Here is a 20,892-nt window from a genome sequence, read left to right on the forward strand (position 1 = left end):
TCCCCTTGGCCACTCACTTCGCCATTTCCGCAAGCGTCAGAATGAAGCCGGGGAACGCCATGAGGAAAGCGACCACGAACAGGTCCATGACGATGAACCACATCACGCCCTTGAAGATGTCAGTCAGCGTGATCAGCTTGCCGACCACCCCCTTGATGACGAAAACGTTCATCCCGATGGGCGGCGTGACCATTCCGATTTCCAGCAGCTTGGTCAGCACCACGCCGAACCAGATCAGGCTCAGCCCGGCACCCTCGACAATGGGCAGCACGATGGGCAGCGTCAGCAGCATCGCACCGACTGGCTCGAGGAACAGGCCCATCAGCAGATAGACCACCGCGATTCCGAACAGCAGGACCGCCACGCTGGCGTCGGTGCTGATGATCGCGGTTGAGATGGAATCCCCCGCGCCGGACAGCGTCAGGAACCGGGTGAACAGGCTGGCCCCCACCGCGATCAGGATCAACGTCGAGGTGGTCATCAGCGTTTCGATCACCGCGCGGCTGAAGCGGTGCCAGTTCAACGATCCCCGCAACCCCGCCACCAGCGACGCGAGGAAGGCGCCGACGGCCCCGGCTTCGGTCGCGGTGAACACGCCCGAAAACATGCCTCCGAAGATCCCCACCATGATGACGAGGATCGGCCAGGTTTCCTTCAGGGCGGCCATGCGCTCTCCCGGGGCCGGACCATGAGGATCCTTCGGCGCCAGTTCCGGCTTGAGGTAAACCCGGATCATCACCACAACGATATAGCCCGCCGCGGTAAGCAGCCCGGCACTGATGCCGCCCAGGAACAGCTGGCTGATCGAGACCTGGGCGATGACACCATAAAGGATAAGGATGATCGATGGCGGGATCAGCGCGCCGATGGTGCCCGCGACGGCCACGGTGCCTGCGGCAAGTTGCGGGTGATAGCCCGCTCGCATCATCTCGGGGATCGCGATCCGGCCCATCGCCGCGGAGCACGCCACCGACGATCCGCAGACCGCCGCGAAGCCGGAGGTCCCCAGGATCGCGGCCACCGCCATCCCGCCGGGGATCGAGCGCATCAGAAGCCGGGCCGCATTGAACAGGCCCTTGGTCAGTTGCGCGTGATAGCAGATGTAGCCCATCAGGAGGAACATCGGCACCGAGCTTAGGACCCAGCTCGCGGCCATCCCGTAGGGCATGATCCCCAAAGCGTTCCAAGCGATCTTGAACCCGAGCATTTGCCAGATGCCGGCGAAGGACACCACGATCAACGAGATCGCGATCGGAAGGCGCAGGCCGATCAGAACGACAAGTATGCCTATTCCAACCATGCCGGTCTGAATGTCAGTCATGTGACAACTCGGTTTTCCTGAACTGCGGGGACGGCATCATTCACCGGTGGCGCTGATGCGCGCGGTGCTTGCCGTAAGGTAGAGAACGATCTTGAAGGCAAGCACGATGGTCATCAGCCCGAATCCGACGGGCAGCGCGAAATAGGTCGGCCAGACCACGATCGCCTTGGCGCCTTGGACGACCGAAGCATTGCCGATGGCCTGGGCCACCGCTTCGCCCCATGTGCGCATCGCCATGACCCCGGTCATGGCGCAGGAGACCATCAGCGTCAGCCCGCTGATGTGATGCTGGACGGCGGGGCTGAACCTCTCGGTGAAGACCTCGACCGAGATATGCGCATTCTCCTCTTCCGCCAGCGCGATCGGCAGGAAAACCGCGAAAATCATGTAGTAATGGGACACGATCGTGATCGTGCCGGCCAGCGGCGCGTTGAACAGGAAGCGTCCTGCAACGTCCGCGGTGATATGCAGCATCATCAGGGTCACCGACACACCGCCGATGACAAGCAGCAGCCTGTTCACCCAATAGATGAACTGTCCTGTTTTACGCATCGTCGCTTTCCCGAAAGGCGTCAAGGGACAGCGCCCGCGCATGCTCGCGGACGCCAACGCTCTTGCTCAGAGACCGTAGGTGTTCACATCCACTCGCGAGTAGATTTCTTTCCACAGCAGATCGGCCAGCGCCTCGGAGCTTTCGATGCCCTCCGTCAGGCCAACCCATTTTTCCAGAAGCGGCGCGAAATCGGCCAGCATCTGCTCGCCATTCTGAACGTCGTAGGTGGTCTTGTAGTCGGCGACCATCTTGGCGGTGTCTTCCGCGACAAAGGCGATGGTCCGTTCCAGGATCGCCGGATCCGGATCATGGATGGTCGCCCCGGCGGCGCGTGCGCGCTCGAAGGCTTCGGCTTCGCGCTGGTGGAACATCCATGCATATTCCGCCTGGCTGAACGCCGCTGCCTGCATCAGAATGGTGCGCTTTTCGGGGCTGAGACCTTTCCAGGTGTCTGCGTTGATATTGACCGGAGCGCCGGCGGCGACCCCGCCCGGCACTTGCAACGTGATGTCGTTGATGACCTCGGCCAGATTCCAGTTGATCAGTTCGGGGGCCGAAGCAACCAGGCAATCGACCACGCCCTGGCTCATCGCCTCGTTCATCTCGCCCAAGGCCACGTTCACCGGCGCCGCACCCATGTATTCGGCCCAGCGTGCCCAGTTGGTCGGCGCGCGCATCCGCAGCCCCTCGAGCGAAGCAAGGTCGTTGACCGGCTGGTTGCACATCATCCAATAGGCCGATGTCGAGGCGATGCTGGTGAACACCTGGTTCTGCGCCGCGAATTCCGTCAGGCATTCGGGGCAGTGGAACAGCACGAACTCGGTCAGCGCCGAGGCAAATACCAGGGCCTCGCGGCCGCTTACCCGCGTGCCCATGTTGACCAGTTGGATCGTGGTGTTGGGCACAAGGTTGTTGTAGGGGTATTCGGTCGGGTGATAGCCAGTCGCCAGCAATCCCATGTCGGCGATCCCGTCGCGAACTCCGGCCGAGGTTTCGGGAAAGCTGAGCAGCGAGGAGGGATAGACCTGCACCGTCAGATCGCCGCCCGACAGTTCCGAAACACGGGCTGCATAGCTTTCCATCACCTTGACCGGATCCGACCCGGGCGGATAACCGATCGCGAAGCGCAACTGTTCGGCGGCGACCGGACTGGCGGCCAGCGCCAACATGCCCCCCACGGTTGCGGATTTGAGCCATGCGAATGATGTCATGTTCTTTCCTCCCGAAAGACAGCCTTGTTTTTCTTTGAAGCCCCCGGATGAGCGCCTGCGCGGCGCGTCACATGCCGTAGGTGGACACGTCGATCTTGGAATAGATTTCGCGCTCGTAGATCGTCACGAGATCTTCGACCGTGCCCACATCCTTCACCAGTTCCACCCAACGGGCCAGAACCGGCTGGAAGCCTGCGATCATCGCTTCAGCGTCCTGCACGCCGAACTGGGTTGCGTAGTGTTGGGCAACGGTTGTCGCGTCTTGCTCGATGAAGGTGCGGGTCAGATCCTGGAGGTCGGCATCGGCCTCAAGGATGACGATCCCCTGCGCCTTGGCTTCGCCCAGCACTTCCCGCTCGCGCTGATGTTCGAAGAACGGCACGGCCGCCGCCATGTAGACCGCGCCCGCCAGGAAAGCCCTGCGCTTCTCCTCGGACATGGCGCGCCAGACGCTGGCGTTGATGTTGGTCGCCGGCGTGGCTGCGAAAACGCCGCCGGGCACGGTCGAGGTGATGTGCGTCGCCGCGTCGATCAGCCGGAAATCCGACAAGCCTGACACCACCGACAGCACGGTGCAGTCGATAAGACCCTGCTTCATGCCTTCAAGCGATTCCTGGCCCGAGATCTGGATCGGCGTCGCTCCCATGGCCTGCGCCCAGCGGCTCCACTGTCCCGCGCCGGCGCGGAGCCGCAGCCCGTTCATGTCGGCGGCCGACACGACCGGCCGGTTGCACAGCAACTGATACGAGGCGGTGGGCGAAACCCCGGTGAATACCTGATCCTGATTGAAATATTCCTTCTGACACTCCGGACAATTGAAGAACACATACTCCATCAGCGCACCGCCATAAGCGACCCCCTCGCGGCCCTTTGGCGCGTCACCCAGCAGCGCCAGCTGCATCGAGACATCATTGAGCAAGTTCGTGCGCGGGTATTCGCTGGGGAAGTAAGGCGTCACCACATAGCCGACATCTGTGATCCCATCGCGAACGCCGGCAGACATCTCGGCAAAGCTGAGCAGCGCGTTGGTGAACACCCGAACCGTCAGTTCGCCGCCCGAAGCCTTGGCGACGATGTCGGCCATCGACTCGGCATGTTTGACCGGAGCCGCGCCTGGAGGATAGCCCGTGGCGAAGCGGAGTTGCTCTGCCTGGACCGGAGGTGAAAGCAGCATCGCCAATGCTGCCCATGCCACCCAAGACGACGAACGCAAGACCTGGACCATTTTGAAGCTCCCCCTGCGGCGCTCCGATCGGCCCGTATTCGGGGCCGCTCCTCACTCGGATGTCACCGTGTCTCCCTCTGTAAAGCGACAATATGATGCGAGTGACCGTTGTCAACATAAAAGTTGACTGGCCTTGCTCGAGGCGTTTCGCTGCCGGAAAAGGGTGTTTCGGCGCGATAGCGGGTCTTCTCGGATGCGGTCCGTGCAAAACTTGATGCGGCGCGGACTGCCTGCTAATCCTGAGGTCATGGAGGCCGAGACGTGGTTCACGAGGGGGTGTTCCCGACCAGGCCACGATGACGTTGGCAATACGCGGACGGCCCTCGCGAAGGATGCGATGCGGGCTAGCCGTAAGGCACCCCTTGACGTGCGGGCAGTGGCGACTTGAACGGCGGCGACGGGACGAACGGCAAACCGGCTTCGAGAAGAGTGGCATGATTCGCCGGAACAGAGCCTTTGGTGTGCCGGTCGGCAGAAAGGATAACGTCCAGGATGACATGGAACGCCGCCCAGCAACTGCCCTCGATCAAGGACGAGATCGACGAGATCAAGCGACGCCGCATCCTGAATGAGGCCGCGCGGCAGTTCTTCGACAATGGCTACGAGGCGACCTCGCTCGACTCCATTGCGGATGCCTTGGGCGTAACCAAGCAGTTCATCTATTCGCGCTTTCGCGGCAAGGCCGAGTTGCTCGCCTCGATCTGCCATGTGGGCGCTTCATCGGCGGAAATGACGGTCAGCTTCAGCGCCAGCATCGACGGCGATCCGGCGTCGAAGCTGGCGCAGGTCATCCAGTATTTCGTGCGGTTGCAGATCGAGCATCGCCGGGAAGCCGCCCTGTTCTTCCGCGAGGCGAAGAGCCTGCCCCCCGAGGAAGCCCAGGCCATAGAAGCCTGCAAGCTGCGGTTCCATCGCATGCTTTGCGGTATTCTGAACGAAGGCAAGGAGGCAGGGTTGTTTGACTTCGACGACGCTTCGCTTGCCGCATCGGCCTTGGGGGGCATGGCGTCCTGGACCTTTACATGGTTCCAGCCGGAAGGGCGTTGGGATCCTGACTCGGTAGCCCGCCAGATCGCTTCGCTTGCGCTCAAAACGATGGGGCTGCGCGATCCTTCACCTTGCCTTCCGGTCACTCCGGGCAGGGGTCAAAATGCGGGCTGAGGGTGCATGACATTCTGCGGATGACCGTGAAGCCGTGCCGGAGGTTCCTGTTTCCGGTTCCGAAGCAGAAGACGATGCAGCACCGTGCGTCGAAAACATGGGCTTGATGGTCTCGCCTGAATCGCTTTTCCAGGCTTCATGCGTCCCTTCCGGTGCACCAAGAGCAGTAGAACTGCACGTCAATACATTGATAGAAAGAATATTTTTCCTTCAACGCTACAGTTGATTCCCAGCAATCTGATCGCTATATTCTCACAAGAATATTTTCGAATTCATAAGAATATCATGCCTGGAGGAGGAGGCGGTCCCATGAAAGACGGCAAGAGGATTCCCGACTGCGATGTGATCGTGATCGGCGCCGGACTGACCGGCATGTATCAAGCCTATCTGCTGGACAAGGAAGGCATGAGCGTCTTGGGTGTCGAGGCCGGGGAGGAGGTCGGAGGCACCTGGTACTGGAATCGCTATCCGGGGTGCAGGCTTGACACCGAAAGCTATGCCTATGGCTATTTCGCGCTGACCGGCATCCTTCCTGACTGGAAATGGAGCGAGAACTTTGCCGGCCAGCCCGAAATGCGGCGCTATGCAAATGCCGCCGCCGATGCGATGGACATCCGCCGGTTGTTCAAGTTCCAGACCCGCGTTACTGCCGCACACTATCTGGATGGGCAAGACATGTGGCAGGTCACGCTGAACGGCGACGAGCTTGTCACTTGCCGGCATCTGATTTCGGCAACCGGCCCGCTCAGTGCGACGCGGATGCCCAACATCAAGGGCGTGGAAACCTTCGAGGGTGAATCCTTTCACTCCTCGCGCTGGCCGACCAAGGCGGATGGCACACCGGATTGCATGGATTTCACCGGCAAGCGCGTGGGCATCATAGGAACCGGTGCCACCGGCGTGCAGATCATCCCGATCGCGGCCGAAACGGCAAGGGAACTGCATGTATTCCAGCGCACCCCGAACTGGTGCACGCCGCTTGGCAATTCCCCGCTTTCGGACGAGCAGATGGCGTTGATCCGCAAGCGCCACACCACCATCCTCGAATATGTGAAGACCACGGATACCGCGTTTCCCTATCACCGCGACAGGCGCAAGGCTGTGGAGGTCCCCAAGGAGGAACGGGACGCTTTCTTCGAGACGCTCTATGACCAGCCTGGCTACGGGATCTGGCTCAGCGGTTTCCGCGATCTTCTCACCAACGCCGAATCGAACAAGTTTCTTGCCGATTTCGTCGCGGACAAGATCCGGCAACGAGTCAAGGATCCGGCTGTGGCCGAAAAGCTTATCCCCACGGATCACCCCTTCGGCTCCAAGCGCGTACCGATGGAATCGAATTACTATGAAGCCTACAACAAGGATACGGTGCACCTTGTCGATATTCGTGAATCGCCTATCCAGGAAGTCACGCCTACTGGCATTCGCACCGCTGATCGGTCATTCGATCTGGACGTGATCATCTATGCCACCGGCTTTGACGCGGTGACCGGATCGCTTGACCGCATCGACATCCGGGGCAAGGACGGCCGTAAGCTGAAAGAGGTCTGGGCCGATGGTCCGACGACCTTCCTGGGCCTGCAGGCCCGCGGTTTCCCGAACTTCTTCACATTGGTCGGGCCGCACAACGGCTCGTCCTTCTGCAACGTCGGGGTCTGCGGCGCGTTGCAGGCGGAATGGGTGACGCGGATGCTGGTCTATATGGAAGCCAAGGGCCTGACCTACTCCGAGCCTACGCAAGAGGCCGAGGACAAATGGACCGAAGCGATCTATCGGGATTTTTCAACCACGCTTATGGCCGATGTCAACGCCTGGTGGGTGAAGTCGGTGACGAAACCCGACGGAACGGTGCAGAAGCGTGCGCTGGTCTATGTCGGTGGCGGCGCTGAATACCGCAAGCAATGCGAGCGGGTCGCCTATAGCGGTTACAAGGGCTTCGAACTCGCCTGATGTCGCGCGGCTGTTGGGCTGATGGATCAAGGGTCGCTCCGACACGCGGCCCTTGATCACCCGATAACGGCAGCATCCGGTTTCCGGGCTAGGCTCCGATGCAATCCGGCACCAGAACCGCCGCCGCTCTGCTTGTGGCGCCACTTCTGGCCAATCCGGTGAGTGCAGTTTGAGCCGCTTGGATCGTTCGAATATGCGTTGTCCATCGTCATCGCACCCTCCATCAGCAGATGTCGCAACAACTGACTGAAACTGCCCGATATTACGCTCAGGACCTCAGAAAATTCTGCGCAATAACGGTTCAAGGCATCGATAAGGGGCAAGGCACCCGTTATGGCAACTCCGCCGTTGAAAGCTTCTCAGATCATTGAAGACAGAACCGATCTGGCGCCGCAACTGGCAAGCACGACGCGAGGTCGAGATCGCTTTCTTCGACTTCATCTGGGGGCTTCTACAACCTACTCCGGAAACACTTGGCCTTGGCACTGGAAATCCCCACAGGCGCTTTCGAGCAGAGGGCCGCCCGAGCACCCGAGTGGAACGAAACCGGTGCAGGTCCACTGCAGCCCTTGACGGTTCCTAGAGTAGAGACTCATTGATATTCACAACCAGAAGATGAGGGTTTCGGCGAGGGCGAGGGCGGAGAGGAAGACCTCCGGTGTTCCATATTTGGCCAGTGCCTTCCTCAGGGCTTCCATGCAAACTCGCATCCATGGAGTTCGACAGCCGCCCGCTTAGTACTGTGCGACTGTGCCACTCCATGATGGCCATCAGGTGCAGGAACACTCGGCGCATGATTAGGCCATTGAGGTTTCTTAGGGATTGGCACCAGACGCACGAGCTTTATCAGCCGGCAAATCGATGGCGCCCGCATCTGTGCCCCTCTCATTGTATATTGAGGACCCTTTGCCGCGAACCATACCACGGTACCTGCGGGATTGCCGGTCGATGATGTCCATGAAGGCCAGGTTCTCGGCGCTTTCTCCGCACGGTTGATGGTAAAGATCTGGCCATCCGTCCCCTGCTCAACTCGACAGCAGCGTCAGGGCCGCGCTGTAGCGGTTGCTGCTTGTCGTGGATTGAACCTGGGACAGCGCCAGATAGCGCGTGACCAGCTTGTCGATCCCCTCGTCCGTGCCGATCTCGGCAAAGCTGCTGCTGCCCAGGATGCGTTCGGACGCGGACATGAAGTCCTCGAGCTGCCGGTCCACGGACAGGTTCGCCATCGCGCTGCCGAAGCCGAAGGCGCCCTGGAAGACCTCCCGCAGGGCCTCGTTGCCCAGCACCTCGTACCACATGGTCTTGTCGCTGGAGGTCCGGGTTGCGAAGGCCTGCAACTCGTCCCGGGCGTTCAGGGCCAGGCGATAGCTTTCGTCCCCCTCGCCCACGCGCTGCTGGAACCGATGCGCGACATAGGCCTTGGTCACGGTGTCGGCCATGGTCTCGGGATCGGTGCGGTTCTGGAACTCGGTGGCAAGCTTCAGGTAACGCTTGTCGCTCAGCCGGTTGACCAGGGATGCGCTGTCGCCGATATCGGATTCCAGCACCTTGCGGATGAAGGCCTTGTTGCTGATGTCGTCTTCCAGGCCGAAGGCCCCCAGGGCCACCTGCAGCATCTTGTAGTCGCCGACCAGATCCTCTGCCGTGGTGTCCTCGGTCAGGTTTTCGCGGAAATAGGTCGTGGCACGCTGGATCACGGGATCCTTTGCCGTGGCCTCGACCTGCCGGGTTTCGATCCGCTGCAGGACGCGCCAGCCCGCGATGCCGCTGATACCGATGCTGATGGCAGAGGTCACGGCATCCTCACTGGCGGCGGGCGTGGATAAGCCGGTCTTCCTGCGGCAGAAGCTCGCGCAGGCGGCGCAGGGCCGGATAGATCGCGCCGTCCTCGACGCTGGCCCGGGCGTCCTGCAGGGCCGCCTGGCCGGCCGCGTCGTCAAAGACTTGCGACAGCTGCGCGATGGCCAGCAGCAGCTGGCGCTTGCCTTCGTCGGGCTTGGCATCGCCGGACAGGATCAGCTGCGCGATATAGCAGGCGCGGCCGACCGGGGTATTGGCGCGGTCGGGGTGGATGGCATCCTTCAGGCGCAGGACATTGGCGTTCGGCGTGCGGATGGCGATCTTGGACCGGCGTTCGCCGTTCTCGATGACGGCGCCGTTGATCAGCACGCGTTCGTTCGGGGCCAGCTTCAGGACAAGGCCGCTCATGCCGGAGCCTCCTGGCGCAGGCCGCGCATCACGGCCATGTTGATGTCGATCAGGGGCGCGATGCCGACCTTGCCCGACAGCGCCTGATGGCCGTGGCGCAGGGCGAACCCCGCCAGCGACAGCAGCCCTGCCCGGACGGGGTCCGGCAATCCGTTGCCCGGGCTGGCAAGGTCCGCGGCAAGGATCGTCCACAGCTGGTTGTTCTTGTGGACCGCCGCGATCACGTCGGGACCATGGTCCCCTTCGGCCGCCTGGCGCAGCATTCGGGTGACGCGAGAGAAGACTTCGTATTCGGCATCGCGCGGCGTGCGCAGGATGCTGCTGCCGTAGCCATGCCCGGCAAAGGACGGAACCGCGTTCAAGATGATCTTCCTGATCTGAGGGGTTCAGCGGGGTGGGTGCGGGGCGCCGGTGCGGCGCCCCTGCCTGTCAAGGATCAGCGGAACAGGCTGAGGATCGCCGAGGGGGCCTCGTTGGCGATGGACAGGGCCTGGATGCCCAGCTGCTGCTGCGTTTGCAGCGCCTGCAGGCGGGCCGAGGCTTCCTCCATGTCCGCATCCACCAGCGAGCTGATGCCGAGCTTCAGCGAGTCCGCCAGATTGCCAACGAAGTCGGCCTGATCGGTGATCCGTTCCGAAGCCGCACCAAGGGTCGCCGAGCCTGCAATGGCAATGTCAAGCAGCGCCTCGATCTCGCCAAGGGCGTCTTTTGCAGTCGCCTGATCGGTAATGGCTGTAAGCGTTGCCCCGACGATATTGGCCTCGTAATCCAGCGAGTCGACAACGATTTCGTTAGGGCTTGTAGCACCCGTCCCGGCCAGTCGATCAAGCGAAGCGAGCGTGGTGAAGGTCGCGCCGCTATTGATACCATTAGTGCTGAGCAGGTTGATCCCGTTCATCTGCGTGCCAGACACGACCGAAGTGATGTTTGCCATCTTTTCTTCGATCTGGGCCTGCACGGTGGCGAAGTCGAAACCATCGTTACCGGCGTTCGTCGCCAGTTTCTTCATGTCGGTCAGCAGATCCACGACCATGTCCGACCCTTTCAACGCAGTCGTGACGGTCGCGTTGGCGACGTTCAGGCTGCTATGCAGGGTGGTGGCCGCAGCCTGGTCGGTTTCCATGGTCTTGGAAATGGCCCACAGCGCGGCGTTGTCCTTGGCGCTGGAAATGCTCTTGCCGGTCGAAATCTCCGATTGCGCCTTGTTCAGGCTGGCGTTCACGTTCTTCAGGGTCTGCAGGGCGACGATGGCGCCGTTGTTGGTCAGAATACTGGACATCTTATCCTCAGATATGATGGATGCTTTGCATCCGTGGTTGTGGCGTTTTGGCCTTCTGACCTTGGGCGTTTATCCCTGTGCCGCTTTCGGCATGACCGCAGTCCTAGCAGCCGGTGATTTACGGATAGTGAATTGGCCCCCCTTTCTCAAACATCGAACGCGAAGGATTTTACTCAAAACCGCTGGGGCAGGACGGCATCGGTCGGCGTCTGGCGGCGCTGCCCCCGGTGGTCATAGGTTTGCAGCATCCGCGCGTTGCGCAGGATGTCCTTGATCTGGTCGATGGCGCGTTGCGTGCCGCGCGCCGAATCCTCGGCTAGGCGGCGCAGGTGCAGCAGGGTACGCTCCATGTCCGCCCTGGTCTCGGGGTCCGGGCGGTCGCGGTCGAATCGCCTGGCCAGCGCCTCGATCCGCGACAGGGCCAGGGCCGCATCGCCAGAGATGATCGCCTGCTGGATGCCGTCCAGCATGGTCTTGTGCCGTGCCTTCATTGCAGGTCCATCCGCTTTCCAAAGCCAAGGTCGATCTGCGCGGCCATCACGGCGGCATATTCCTGGGTCAGGAAGCTGCCGAACTGGTCTTCGCCGATGCCGCCCCCGAAGGCGCCGTTTTCCGGTTTCGGCCCGCAATATTTCAACATTTCCTCAAGAAATGCCTGCTCCAGCCTTTCCGCCGCGGGGGGCGGCGATTTCAAGGGCGGCGATAACGGCGGCTGGACGTGATTCACATGCATGGACGGTCCCCATTTCCGATGATTTTCTACGATTATCGCCGTGCGGTAAATAAATCGTAAGGACTTGCCCTTATCCATCGGCCTGGTGATTTGGGAGTCGGCAGATGGCAGAGTGTTGTGTTTCACCGATCGCGGGCGTCGTGCAGCCCGCGGCAATTGCCGAATCGGCAGAGACAGAGGGTTCCGGGACGGATTTCACCGTCGAGGCGCCGCCCGAGGACGAGCTTGAGGCCGCCGGGCCTGAAGCGGTTCCGGCCGAGGGCCTGGCAACCGATCCGTTGCAGATGCTGATCGAGGACCTGTCCGGGATCACCGGCGCCCTGCGCGAGGCCACGCCCCGGCCGCCGGACGGGACCGCCGCCGAAGCCATGCTGACCAAGGCGGCGTCTTCCGCGGCCGTCCCGCCTTCGGACATGCCGCTGGAAGCGCGGATCGGCGGGACACCCCTTGATCCGGCCCAGGCGGACGCGACGGCAGACGCGCCGCGCGGCGCTTTCCCTTGGGGGATCCTGGACATCACGGCGCCCGAAACGCCCGTCGAGGGCGCAGCCGCCCCATCGAAGCCGGGCGACATGTCCCTGGCCGGGGCCGAAGCCTTGCTGGCCGATCCGACGGCAGGGCTGCTTCCTGCCCCCCTCCGCGACGAGGGTGTGGTCCCTGCCGAACCCCGCCTGGCCAAGGCCACGATCGTTCCGGTGGCGCGCCAGATCGCCGAGGCCGTGGTGACGGCGCGCGACGACCTTGTCGAGATTGCCCTGGCGCCCGAGGAGCTGGGCAAGATCCGCATGGTCCTGTCCGGCCCGGATCACAATCCTCATGTCACGGTCTGGGTCGAACGGCCCGAGGTCCTGGACCAGCTGCGCCGGAACGCCGCCTTTCTGCAGGAATGCCTGGGCGACGCGGGAATGCCCGAGGCCTCTTTCGAGTTCCAGGGCGACACGCCGTCCGATTCGCGCAAGGACCGCCCAACCGCTGCATCGACGGGATTTTCCCCGGCCTTCGAGGCGGCAGAACCCGCCCGGACCATCCCCGTCGCCTGGACGCCGATGGCTGTCCCGGCGCGGCTCGACATTCGCATCTGACAGGAGAAACAGGTGATTTCCGCACTTGCCAGTTCAACCGCCGCCACGGCCGCGACCACCACGTCCACGGCCACCAGCGCGGCCGATTCGACGCATTACGACACCTTCCTGAAGATGCTGACCACGCAGCTGCAGAACCAGGATCCCCTGAACCCGATGGAGGGCAGCGACTTCGCGGTCCAGCTTGCGACCTTCTCGGGGGTGGAACAGCAGGCGCAGACCAACAAGCTGCTGGAACAGATGGTCGCGCAAGCGGGCGGCAGCCTGGGGCAACTGGCCGACTGGATCGGGAAAGAGGTGCGGACAACCGAGCCGGTCTGGTTCGGCGACGAGGCGCTGACGCTGGACATCGCGCCCGCCAGCACCGCCGACAGCGTCGCGCTGGTGGTGCTGAACGAATCGGGCCGCGAGGTCTCGCGCGAGGAGATCGGCACGGGCGAAGGGCAGATCGACTGGTATGGCCGCGATTCGGCGGGCGAGAAGCTGGCTGACGGGCGCTATGCCTTCGTGATCGAAAGCAGCCGCGCGGGCGAGGTGATTTCCGAGGATACGGTGGGCGCCTATGTCCGCGTGGCCGAGGCCGAGATCGGCACCCGGGGCGTCGAGCTGATCTTCGAGGGCGGCGGATCGGCCCTGGCCAGCGAGATCGAGGCGCTGCGCGGCGCGGATTAGAGCTGCGGCAGGAAGGCGCCGCGCATCGCCAGGGTCTCGTCGCGGATCCGGGCGGTCGCGGCGCTCATCTCGCGGTCGGCGCGGCGCAGCAGGTACCAGCTGCGCTGGATCGGCAACCCGATGCCGCGCAGCGCGATCAGGCGGCCGGATCGCAACTCCTCGGTCACGGTGTGCTGCGAGATCAGCGCGATGCCCAGGCCCGCGATCACCGCCTGCTTGATCGTCTCGTTGGTGCCCATCTCGACCGCGCGCCAGGTCGCGCCCTCGCCGATGCGGTCCAGGAAGCGGGTCATCAGGATGCGGGTGCCCGACCCTTCCTCGCGCGACAGGAAGGTCTGGGCCAGCAGGTCGCCGGGCATCACCGGGTCGGCATCGGCCAGCGGGTGGTCGGGGGCGGCGATGATGATGTGGGGGTGCGGCCCGATGGGGTCGGCGATGACAGCGGGTTCGCGCGGCGGGCGGCCCATGATCGCCAGATCCAGGTCGTCGCCCGCCAGCGCGGCTAGGATCGCGTCGCGGTTGCCGATGCGCAGCGTCACCTCGATATCGGGCAAAAGTCGCAACAGGCGGGCGACCAGGCCGGGGGCGAAATACTTGCCGGTGGACACCACGCCCAGGATGACGCTGCCCACATGGCCGCGCTGCAGCGCGCCGATCTGGCGGGCCGCGCGGGCCAGGGCGGTGGCGATCTGCGATTCGGCCAAAAGCAGGGCCTCGCCTTCCGGGGTGGGGCGGAAGGCGCCGTGGTCCCCCCGGACCATCAGCGCAGATCCGGCCAGATCCTCCAGGCCCCGCAACTGGCTGTGGATGGCGGGCGTGGTCAGGCCCAAAAGGCCCGCCGCCTGGGTCAGGCTGCCGGTTTCGGCCACCGCCCGCAGGCAGCGCAACTGGCGCAGGGTCAGGGCGTCATGCTTCATCTTCAGGGAAATCTAATCGCCATTTCGCCTTATTAAATTTCCTTGAAAACCCGGTCCTGTCAACCTGCCCCTATCAGACGCCGAAGGGAGGGGCCGATGACCACGCCCAGCATCGACACCACGCATGTTCCGCCCCGGTTCCGGCCGCTGATGCTGGCCCTGGCGCGGGGGGCGGCGGCCCTGGCAGGCGTCATCCGGCGCGGCGATACCAGCCTGTCGGCCCCAGTCGGCACCAACAGCGGCGGCGACGGGCAGAAGCGGCTGGACATCCAGGCCGACGCGCTGTTCCGCGATGCGCTGCGGGATGCCGGGCTGCGCTGGTATGCCAGCGAGGAACAGGACGCGCCCATCGCCATGCAGCCCGGCGGCGCCTTTGCCCTGGCCATCGACCCGCTGGACGGGTCGTCCAACATCGACACCAACGTGTCGGTCGGCACGATCTTCGCGGTCTATCCCGCAGCCGACCGGTCTGATGCCAGCTTCCTGCGCCCGGCCCGCGACCTGATCGCCGGGGGCTACGTCATCTATGGCCCGCGCTGCTGCCTGGTGGTCAGCTTTGGCGAGGGCACGCAGATCTATACGCTGAACCCCGACACCGACGGCTTCGACCTGACCGATCCGCGCGTGACCCTGCCGGACTGCTTCTTCGAATTCGCGATCAACGCCTCGAACTATCGCCACTGGCCGCGCCCGATCCGCGCCTATATCGACGACTGCCTGGCCGGGATCGACGGCCCGCGCGAGCGCAACTTCAACATGCGCTGGATCGCGTCGCTGGTGGCCGAGGCGCACCGGATCCTGATGCGGGGCGGCATCTTCCTGTATCCGGCGGACGCGCGGAAGGGATACGAACGCGGCCGGCTGCGGATGCTGTATGAATGCGCGCCGATCGCCTTTGTCATCGAACAGGCGGGCGGGCGGGCGACCGATGGCGCGCTGCCGATCCTGGACGGGGCCATCACCGACCTGCACGGGCGCACGCCGCTGGTGTTCGGATCGGCCGAAAAGGTGGACCGCGTCGCCGCCTATCACGACCTGCCCCCGGCCGAGGTGTCCGCCCTGTTCGGCCATCGCGGCCTGTTCCGGGCCTGAGGGAACCATGAGCAAGAAGCATCCCATCATTTCCGTCACGGGCAGTTCCGGCGCGGGCACGACCACGGTCAAGACGACCTTCGACCAGATCTTCCGCCGCGAGGGCATCACCGCCGTCAGCATCGAGGGCGATGCCTTTCACCGCTTCGATCGCCAGGCGATGAAGGACGAACTGACGCGCCGCCAAGCCGCAGGCGACCAGACCTTCAGCCATTTCAGTTTCGACGCCAACGAGCTGGAAAAGCTGGAAGACATCTTCCGCGTCTATGGCGAAACCGGCAGCGGGGAAACGCGCCACTATGTCCACGATGACCGCGAGGCCGAACGCTGGGGCGCCGCCCCCGGCACCTTCACCCCCTGGGCGCCCTTCGAGGAAGGGTCGGACCTGCTGTTCTACGAAGGCCTGCACGGCGCGGTCGCCAACGACACCGTGAACCTGGCCAAGCTGGCCGATCTGAAGATCGGCGTGGTGCCGGTCATCAACCTGGAATGGATCCAGAAGATCCACCGCGACAAGGCCAGCCGGGGCTATTCGACCGAGGCCGTGACCGACACGATCCTGCGCCGGATGCACGCCTATGTGCATTGCATCTGCCCGCAGTTCACCCAGACCGACATCAACTTCCAGCGGGTGCCGGTGGTCGATACCTCGAACCCCTTCGTTGCCCGCTGGATCCCCACGCCCGACGAAAGCCTGGTGGTGATCCGGTTCCGCAACCCGCGCGGCATCGACTTTCCCTATCTGGCCCAGATGATCGACGGGTCGTGGATGACGCGGGCCAATTCCATCGTCATCCCGGGACCGAAGACCGACCTTGCGATGCAGCTGATCCTGACGCCGATGATCCTGCGCCTGATCGACGACGCCAAGCGCGCCTGAGGGAACCGCCATGAACCAGATGACCCGCATAGACCCCGCCTTGGAAACCCGGATGGCAAACGCGATCCGCGCCCTGGCCATGGACGCGGTCGAGGCCGCGAAATCCGGCCATCCCGGCGCGCCGATGGGCATGGCGGATGTGGCCACCGTGCTGTTCAACCGCTTCATGCGGGTGGACCCGGCCGACCCCCGCTGGCCCGACCGCGACCGCTTCGTGATGTCGGCGGGGCATGGCTCCATGCTGGTCTATGCGATCCACCACCTGCTGGGCTATTCTGATATGGGCACCGACCAGATCCGCGCGTTCCGGCAGATGGGATCGCGCACGGCGGGCCACCCGGAATACGGCCATGTCCAGGGGATCGAGATGACCACCGGTCCCTTGGGCCAGGGCATCGCCAGCGCCGTGGGCATGGCCTTGGCCGAGCGCATGGCCCATGCCCGCTGGCCGGATCTGACGGACCACTGGACCTATGTGATCGCGGGCGACGGCTGCCTGATGGAGGGGATCAGCCACGAGGCCATCGACCTTGCGGGCCACCTGCGCCTTGGCCGCCTGATCGTGCTGTGGGACGACAACGGCATCACCATCGACGGCGGCACGGACCTGTCCACCAGCACTGACCAGGGGGCGCGCTTTGCCGCCGCAGGCTGGCATGTGCAGGCGGTGAACGGGCACGACCGCGAGGCGGTGGCCGCCGCCATCGAGGCCGCGCGGGCCGACGACCGCCCGTCCATGATCGCGTGCAGGACCGTCATCGGCTTTGGCGCGCCGAACAAGCAGGGCGGCCATGATGTCCACGGCGCGCCGCTGGGGGCCGAGGAGATCGCCGCCGCCCGCAAGGTGCTGGACTGGCCGCACGACCCCTTCATCCTGCCCGCCGATGTCACCACCGCCTGGGCCGCCATCGCGGCACGCGGGGCGCAGGCGCGGGCGGACTGGGCGGCACGGCTGGAAACCTCCCCCGACCGTGCCGCCTTTCTGGCCGCCCAGGGTGCGCCCGATGCATCCGCGCTGCGCAAGGCGATTGCCGATCATTGCCAAGGGCTTGCCGCGGATCGCCCGAAGGTGGCAACCCGCAAGGCCAGCGAGATGGCTTTGGAGGTCATCAACGCCGCCCTGCCCCGGACCATCGGCGGCAGCGCGGATCTGACCGGATCGAACCTGACCCGCAGCACGGGAATGACTGCCATCCGCCCCGGCAACTATGCGGGCCGCTACATCCACTACGGCATCCGCGAACACGCCATGGCCGCGGTGATGAACGGCATCGCGCTGCACGGGGGCTTCATCCCCTATGGCGGCACCTTCCTGGCCTTTGCCGATTACTCGCGGCCCGCCATCCGCCTCGGCGCGCTGATGGGCGTCCGCGTCGTCCATGTGATGACCCATGACAGCATCGGGTTAGGAGAGGACGGCCCGACCCACCAGCCGGTCGAGCATCTGGCATCCCTGCGCGCCATCCCGAACCTCCAGGTCTTCCGCCCCGCCGATGCCGTGGAAACCGCCGAGGCCTGGGAGATCGCGCTGACCAGCCCCGACCCCTCGGTCCTGGCCCTGTCACGCCAGAACCTGCCCACGGTGCGGATCGAGGATGAGGACACTAACCGCTCGCGCCGCGGCGCCTATGTCCTGCGCGCCACGCCCACGGCCCGCGACGTGACCCTGATCGCCACCGGGTCCGAGGTCGAGATCGCCTTGGCCGCCGCCGACCTGCTGCGGGCGGACCGGATCAACGCCGCCGTCGTATCCGCCCCGTGCTTCGAGCTGTTCGCGGCCCAGGACCGCGCCTATCGGCAGGGCGTGCTGTGCGACGCCCCCCGCATCGGGATCGAGGCCGCGATTCGCCAGGGATGGGATTTGTTCCTGCGCCCCGAGGACGGCTTCGTCGGCATGACGGGTTTCGGCGCATCCGCCCCCGCCCCCGCGCTTTACCGCCATTTCGGCATCACGCCCGAGGCGGTCGCCGCCTTGGCCCGAAAACTCATCAAGGGAGAGGACGAATGGCGCTGATCACGCTGAGACAGCTTCTGGACCACGCCGCCGAGCATGGCTATGGCGTGCCCGCCTTCAACATCAACAACATGGAACAGGGCCTGGCGATCCTGAAGGCCGCGGCGGCGGTCGATGCCCCGGTGATCCTGCAAGCCAGTCGCGGGGCGCGGTCCTATGCGGGCGACATCATGCTGCGCCGCATGGTCGAGGCCCTGGCCGAGATGAACCCGGGCGTGCCCATCTGCCTGCACCAAGACCACGGCAACGACCTGGCCACCTGCATGTCCGCGATCCGCCACGGTTTTACCAGCGTGATGATGGACGGGTCGCTGCACGAGGACATGAAGACGCCCGCCGATTACGCCTACAACGTCGCGGTGACGGCCAAGGTGGCCGAGGCGGCGCACGCGGTCGGCGCCAGCGTCGAGGGCGAGCTAGGCGTGCTGGGCAGCCTGGAGACCGGGGAAGCCGCCGCCGAGGACGGCTCGGGCGCCGAAGGCAAGCTGGACCACAGCCAGCTTCTGACCGATCCCGATCAGGCCGTCGATTTCGTCCTGCGCACCCGCTGCGACGCGCTGGCGATCGCCTGCGGCACCTCGCACGGCGCCTACAAGTTCACCCGCAAACCCGATGGCGAGATCCTGGCGATGCACGTCATCCAGGCGATCCACGACCGCCTGCCCGGCACGCATCTGGTGATGCACGGCTCAAGCTCAGTCCCCCAGCACCTGCAGGATCTCATCAACGACTCCGGCGGGCAGATGCCGCAGACCTGGGGCGTCCCCGTGGAAGAAATCGAGCGCGGCATCCGCATGGGCGTGCGCAAGGTCAACATCGACACCGACTGCCGCATGGCGATGACCGGGCATTTCCGCAAGGTCGCCCGCGAGCGCCCGGACGAATTCGATCCCCGCAAGTTCATGATCCCTGCCATGGCGGAACTGACCGCGCTCTGCCGCGACCGGTTCGAACGCTTCGGCACGGCGGGGCAGGCCCACAAGATCAAGGCCGTCTCGATGGACGAGATGGCCAAACGTTATGCGTCGGGGGCACTGGACCCGGCCATCACCGGCGCGCGCGCCGCCTGAGGAGGAGACACACCATGAACGAGATGCCGACCAAGCTGGACGCGCAAAAGCGTTACGCCGCGGGCGTGCTGAAATACGCCCAGATGGGCTATTGGGAACCCGACTATGTCCCCAAGGACACCGACGTGATCGCGCTGTTCCGCATCACGCCGCAGGACGGGGTGGACGCCATCGAGGCTGCAGCGGCGGTGGCGGGCGAAAGCAGCACCGCGACCTGGACCGTGGTCTGGACCGACCGCCTGACGGCTTGCGAGAAATACCGCGCCAAGGCCTATCGCGTGGATCCGGTGCCGAACAGCGCGGGCGAATACTTCGCCTATATCGCCTATGACCTGGACCTGTTCGAGGGCGGCTCCATCGCCAACCTGACCGCATCCATCATCGGGAACGTCTTCGGCTTCAAGCCCTTGAAGGCCCTGCGGCTGGAGGACATGCGCCTGCCCGTGGCCTACGTCAAGACCTTCCAGGGACCGGCGACCGGCATCGTCGTGGAACGCGAGCGGCTGAACGTCTATGGCCGCCCGCTGCTGGGCGCCACGGTCAAGCCCAAGCTGGGCCTGTCGGGCCGCAATTATGGCCGCGTCGTCTATGAGGCGCTGAAGGGGGGCCTCGACTTCACCAAGGATGACGAGAACATCAACAGCCAGCCTTTCATGCATTGGCGCGACAGGTTCCTGTACTGCATGGAGGCGGTGAACCGCGCATCCGCCGCAACGGGCGAGGTCAAGGGCACCTATCTGAACGTCACCGCCGGGACGATGGAGGAAATGTATGCCCGCGCGGAATTCGCGAAATCGCTGGGTTCCGTGATCGTGATGATCGACCTGGTGATCGGCTATACCGCCATTCAGTCGATGGCGAAATGGGCGCGCGACAACGACATGATCCTGCACCTGCATCGGGCGGGGCATTCGACCTATACCCGCCAGCGCAGCCACGGCGTCAGCTTCCGCGTCATCGCCAAATGGATGCGGCTTGCAGGCGTCGATCACCTGCACGCGGGCACCGTCGTGGGCAAGCTGGAAGGCGATCCGGCCACGACCAAGGGTTATTACGACATCTTCCGCGAGGAGCGGAACCCGATGGCGCTGGAAAACGGCATCTTCTTCGACCAGGACTGGGCATCGCTCAACAAGATGATGCCGGTGGCGTCGGGCGGGATCCATGCGGGCCAGATGCACCAGCTGCTGACCTATCTGGGCGAGGACGTGGTGCTGCAATTCGGCGGCGGCACCATCGGCCATCCTCAGGGCATCGAGGCGGGCGCGACCGCCAACCGCGTGGCGCTGGAGGCCATGGTCTTCGCCCGCAACGCCGGCCGCGACATCTGGAACGAGGGCGAGGACATCCTGCGCGATGCCGCCCGCACCTGCACGCCGCTGAAGCAGGCGCTGGACGTGTGGAAGGACGTGTCCTTCAACTATGCCTCGACCGACGCGCCGGACTTCGCGCCCACGCCCGAAGTGTCGATGTGACCCGCACCGGTGCGCGTGAACACGCACCTTCCGTAGGGTGCGTGCTCTGCAC

At 64.3% G+C, this 20,892-nt stretch carries 20 protein-coding genes; 9 read left to right on the forward strand and 11 right to left on the reverse strand.

What is annotated here, in order from left to right; translation table 11 throughout:
- Positions 1-13: 13 nt before the first annotated feature.
- The 4 genes from GIY56_RS08345 to GIY56_RS08360 all read right to left on the reverse strand — a co-directional run bounded on the left by GIY56_RS08345 (position 14) and on the right by GIY56_RS08360 (position 4,310).
- Positions 14-1,321, reverse strand: coding sequence for a TRAP transporter large permease (locus GIY56_RS08345; protein WP_154764344.1), 1,308 nt, complete (start codon positions 1,319-1,321; stop codon positions 14-16).
- A gap of 36 nt (positions 1,322-1,357) precedes the next feature.
- Positions 1,358-1,897: a TRAP transporter small permease gene (locus tag GIY56_RS08350; RefSeq protein ID WP_196053574.1), complete on the reverse strand. Its 540-nt coding sequence runs from the start codon at positions 1,895-1,897 to the stop codon at positions 1,358-1,360.
- Positions 1,898-1,939: 42 nt separating this feature from the next.
- On the reverse strand, positions 1,940-3,085 hold the full coding sequence (locus GIY56_RS08355) for a C4-dicarboxylate TRAP transporter substrate-binding protein (RefSeq protein ID WP_154764346.1): 1,146 nt from the start codon (positions 3,083-3,085) through the stop codon (positions 1,940-1,942).
- A gap of 67 nt (positions 3,086-3,152) precedes the next feature.
- Positions 3,153-4,310, reverse strand: coding sequence for a C4-dicarboxylate TRAP transporter substrate-binding protein (locus GIY56_RS08360; RefSeq protein WP_154764347.1), 1,158 nt, complete (start codon positions 4,308-4,310; stop codon positions 3,153-3,155).
- 492 nt (positions 4,311-4,802) lie between these two features.
- Between GIY56_RS08360 and GIY56_RS08365 the strand changes: the two genes are divergently transcribed.
- Both GIY56_RS08365 and GIY56_RS08370 read left to right on the forward strand, forming a co-directional pair.
- Entirely contained in the window at positions 4,803-5,471 is a 669-nt protein-coding gene (locus GIY56_RS08365) for a TetR family transcriptional regulator (protein WP_154764348.1), read from the forward strand.
- A 309-nt stretch (positions 5,472-5,780) separates the two neighbouring features.
- Entirely contained in the window at positions 5,781-7,418 is a 1,638-nt protein-coding gene (locus GIY56_RS08370) for a flavin-containing monooxygenase (protein WP_154764349.1), read from the forward strand.
- 1,025 nt (positions 7,419-8,443) lie between these two features.
- Here GIY56_RS08370 and GIY56_RS08375 read toward each other — a convergent pair.
- The 6 genes from GIY56_RS08375 to GIY56_RS08400 form a co-directional block, all read right to left on the reverse strand.
- A complete protein-coding gene (locus tag GIY56_RS08375) occupies positions 8,444-9,214 on the reverse strand; it encodes a DUF1217 domain-containing protein (protein ID WP_154764350.1) in 771 nt (256 codons plus the stop codon).
- 7 nt (positions 9,215-9,221) lie between these two features.
- Positions 9,222-9,626: a flagellar biosynthesis repressor FlbT gene (gene flbT / locus GIY56_RS08380; protein WP_154764351.1), complete on the reverse strand. Its 405-nt coding sequence runs from the start codon at positions 9,624-9,626 to the stop codon at positions 9,222-9,224.
- The gene (gene flaF / locus GIY56_RS08385) at positions 9,623-9,988 is read right to left on the reverse strand and encodes a flagellar biosynthesis regulator FlaF (RefSeq protein WP_154764352.1); all 366 of its coding nucleotides are present in this window, start codon (positions 9,986-9,988) and stop codon (positions 9,623-9,625) included. Before flaF ends, flbT begins: the two co-directional genes overlap by 4 nt.
- A 74-nt stretch (positions 9,989-10,062) precedes the next feature.
- The gene (locus GIY56_RS08390; protein ID WP_154764353.1) at positions 10,063-10,905 is read right to left on the reverse strand and encodes a flagellin N-terminal helical domain-containing protein; all 843 of its coding nucleotides are present in this window, start codon (positions 10,903-10,905) and stop codon (positions 10,063-10,065) included.
- Positions 10,906-11,078: 173 nt separating this feature from the next.
- On the reverse strand, positions 11,079-11,396 hold the full coding sequence (locus tag GIY56_RS08395; RefSeq protein ID WP_154764354.1) for a hypothetical protein: 318 nt from the start codon (positions 11,394-11,396) through the stop codon (positions 11,079-11,081).
- Complete coding sequence (locus GIY56_RS08400; protein ID WP_230312367.1) at positions 11,393-11,716, reverse strand: rod-binding protein; 324 nt, start codon at positions 11,714-11,716, stop codon at positions 11,393-11,395. The genes GIY56_RS08395 and GIY56_RS08400 overlap by 4 nt, the downstream gene beginning before the upstream one ends.
- Before the next feature lie 62 nt (positions 11,717-11,778).
- On the opposite strand from GIY56_RS08400, the gene fliK reads away from it, so the two are divergent.
- Both fliK and GIY56_RS08410 read left to right on the forward strand, forming a co-directional pair.
- Positions 11,779-12,720 carry a flagellar hook-length control protein FliK gene (gene fliK / locus GIY56_RS18850; RefSeq protein ID WP_196053575.1) on the forward strand — a complete coding sequence of 314 codons (942 nt, stop codon included), beginning with the start codon at positions 11,779-11,781 and terminating at the stop codon, positions 12,718-12,720.
- A 12-nt stretch (positions 12,721-12,732) separates the two neighbouring features.
- Complete coding sequence (locus GIY56_RS08410) at positions 12,733-13,392, forward strand: flagellar hook capping FlgD N-terminal domain-containing protein (protein ID WP_328288482.1); 660 nt, start codon at positions 12,733-12,735, stop codon at positions 13,390-13,392.
- On the opposite strand, the gene cbbR is transcribed toward GIY56_RS08410, so the two are convergent.
- Positions 13,389-14,309 carry a LysR family regulator CbbR gene (gene cbbR, locus GIY56_RS08415; RefSeq protein ID WP_154764356.1) on the reverse strand — a complete coding sequence of 307 codons (921 nt, stop codon included), beginning with the start codon at positions 14,307-14,309 and terminating at the stop codon, positions 13,389-13,391. The genes GIY56_RS08410 and cbbR overlap by 4 nt on opposite strands.
- 96 nt (positions 14,310-14,405) lie before the next feature.
- On the opposite strand from cbbR, the gene GIY56_RS08420 reads away from it, so the two are divergent.
- The 5 genes from GIY56_RS08420 to GIY56_RS08440 are packed head-to-tail and all read left to right on the forward strand — an operon-like array spanning position 14,406 to position 20,840.
- Entirely contained in the window at positions 14,406-15,401 is a 996-nt protein-coding gene (locus GIY56_RS08420; protein ID WP_154764357.1) for a class 1 fructose-bisphosphatase, read from the forward strand.
- A 7-nt stretch (positions 15,402-15,408) separates the two neighbouring features.
- Entirely contained in the window at positions 15,409-16,281 is an 873-nt protein-coding gene (locus GIY56_RS08425; protein WP_154764358.1) for a phosphoribulokinase, read from the forward strand.
- Between the two features lie 10 nt (positions 16,282-16,291).
- A complete protein-coding gene (gene tkt / locus GIY56_RS08430) occupies positions 16,292-18,295 on the forward strand; it encodes a transketolase (RefSeq protein WP_230312368.1) in 2,004 nt (667 codons plus the stop codon).
- A complete protein-coding gene (fba, locus tag GIY56_RS08435) occupies positions 18,286-19,365 on the forward strand; it encodes a class II fructose-bisphosphate aldolase (protein ID WP_154764359.1) in 1,080 nt (359 codons plus the stop codon). Before tkt ends, fba begins: the two co-directional genes overlap by 10 nt.
- A 14-nt stretch (positions 19,366-19,379) precedes the next feature.
- On the forward strand, positions 19,380-20,840 hold the full coding sequence (locus tag GIY56_RS08440) for a form I ribulose bisphosphate carboxylase large subunit (protein WP_154764360.1): 1,461 nt from the start codon (positions 19,380-19,382) through the stop codon (positions 20,838-20,840).
- The last annotated feature ends 52 nt before the right edge of the window (positions 20,841-20,892 follow it).

The organism is Paracoccus lichenicola (genome assembly GCF_009708075.1).
GTDB classification, from domain to species: domain Bacteria; phylum Pseudomonadota; class Alphaproteobacteria; order Rhodobacterales; family Rhodobacteraceae; genus Paracoccus; species Paracoccus lichenicola.

Bases quoted from the DNA above. Each gene is read 5' to 3' on its own strand.
- GIY56_RS08345 (WP_154764344.1), bottom strand. From the start codon at position 1,321: ATGACTGACATTCAGACCGGCATGGTTGGAATAGGCATACTTGTCGTT.
- GIY56_RS08355 (WP_154764346.1), bottom strand. From the start codon at position 3,085: ATGACATCATTCGCATGGCTCAAATCCGCAACCGTGGGGGGCATGTTG.
- GIY56_RS08360 (WP_154764347.1), bottom strand. From the start codon at position 4,310: ATGGTCCAGGTCTTGCGTTCGTCGTCTTGGGTGGCATGGGCAGCATTG.
- GIY56_RS08365 (WP_154764348.1), top strand. From the start codon at position 4,803: ATGACATGGAACGCCGCCCAGCAACTGCCCTCGATCAAGGACGAGATC.
- GIY56_RS08370 (WP_154764349.1), top strand. From the start codon at position 5,781: ATGAAAGACGGCAAGAGGATTCCCGACTGCGATGTGATCGTGATCGGC.
- flbT (WP_154764351.1), bottom strand. From the start codon at position 9,626: ATGAGCGGCCTTGTCCTGAAGCTGGCCCCGAACGAACGCGTGCTGATC.
- GIY56_RS08390 (WP_154764353.1), bottom strand. From the start codon at position 10,905: ATGTCCAGTATTCTGACCAACAACGGCGCCATCGTCGCCCTGCAGACC.
- GIY56_RS08395 (WP_154764354.1), bottom strand. From the start codon at position 11,396: ATGAAGGCACGGCACAAGACCATGCTGGACGGCATCCAGCAGGCGATC.
- GIY56_RS08400 (WP_230312367.1), bottom strand. From the start codon at position 11,716: ATGGATAAGGGCAAGTCCTTACGATTTATTTACCGCACGGCGATAATC.
- cbbR (WP_154764356.1), bottom strand. From the start codon at position 14,309: ATGAAGCATGACGCCCTGACCCTGCGCCAGTTGCGCTGCCTGCGGGCG.
- GIY56_RS08420 (WP_154764357.1), top strand. From the start codon at position 14,406: ATGACCACGCCCAGCATCGACACCACGCATGTTCCGCCCCGGTTCCGG.
- GIY56_RS08425 (WP_154764358.1), top strand. From the start codon at position 15,409: ATGAGCAAGAAGCATCCCATCATTTCCGTCACGGGCAGTTCCGGCGCG.
- tkt (WP_230312368.1), top strand. From the start codon at position 16,292: ATGAACCAGATGACCCGCATAGACCCCGCCTTGGAAACCCGGATGGCA.
- fba (WP_154764359.1), top strand. From the start codon at position 18,286: ATGGCGCTGATCACGCTGAGACAGCTTCTGGACCACGCCGCCGAGCAT.
- GIY56_RS08440 (WP_154764360.1), top strand. From the start codon at position 19,380: ATGAACGAGATGCCGACCAAGCTGGACGCGCAAAAGCGTTACGCCGCG.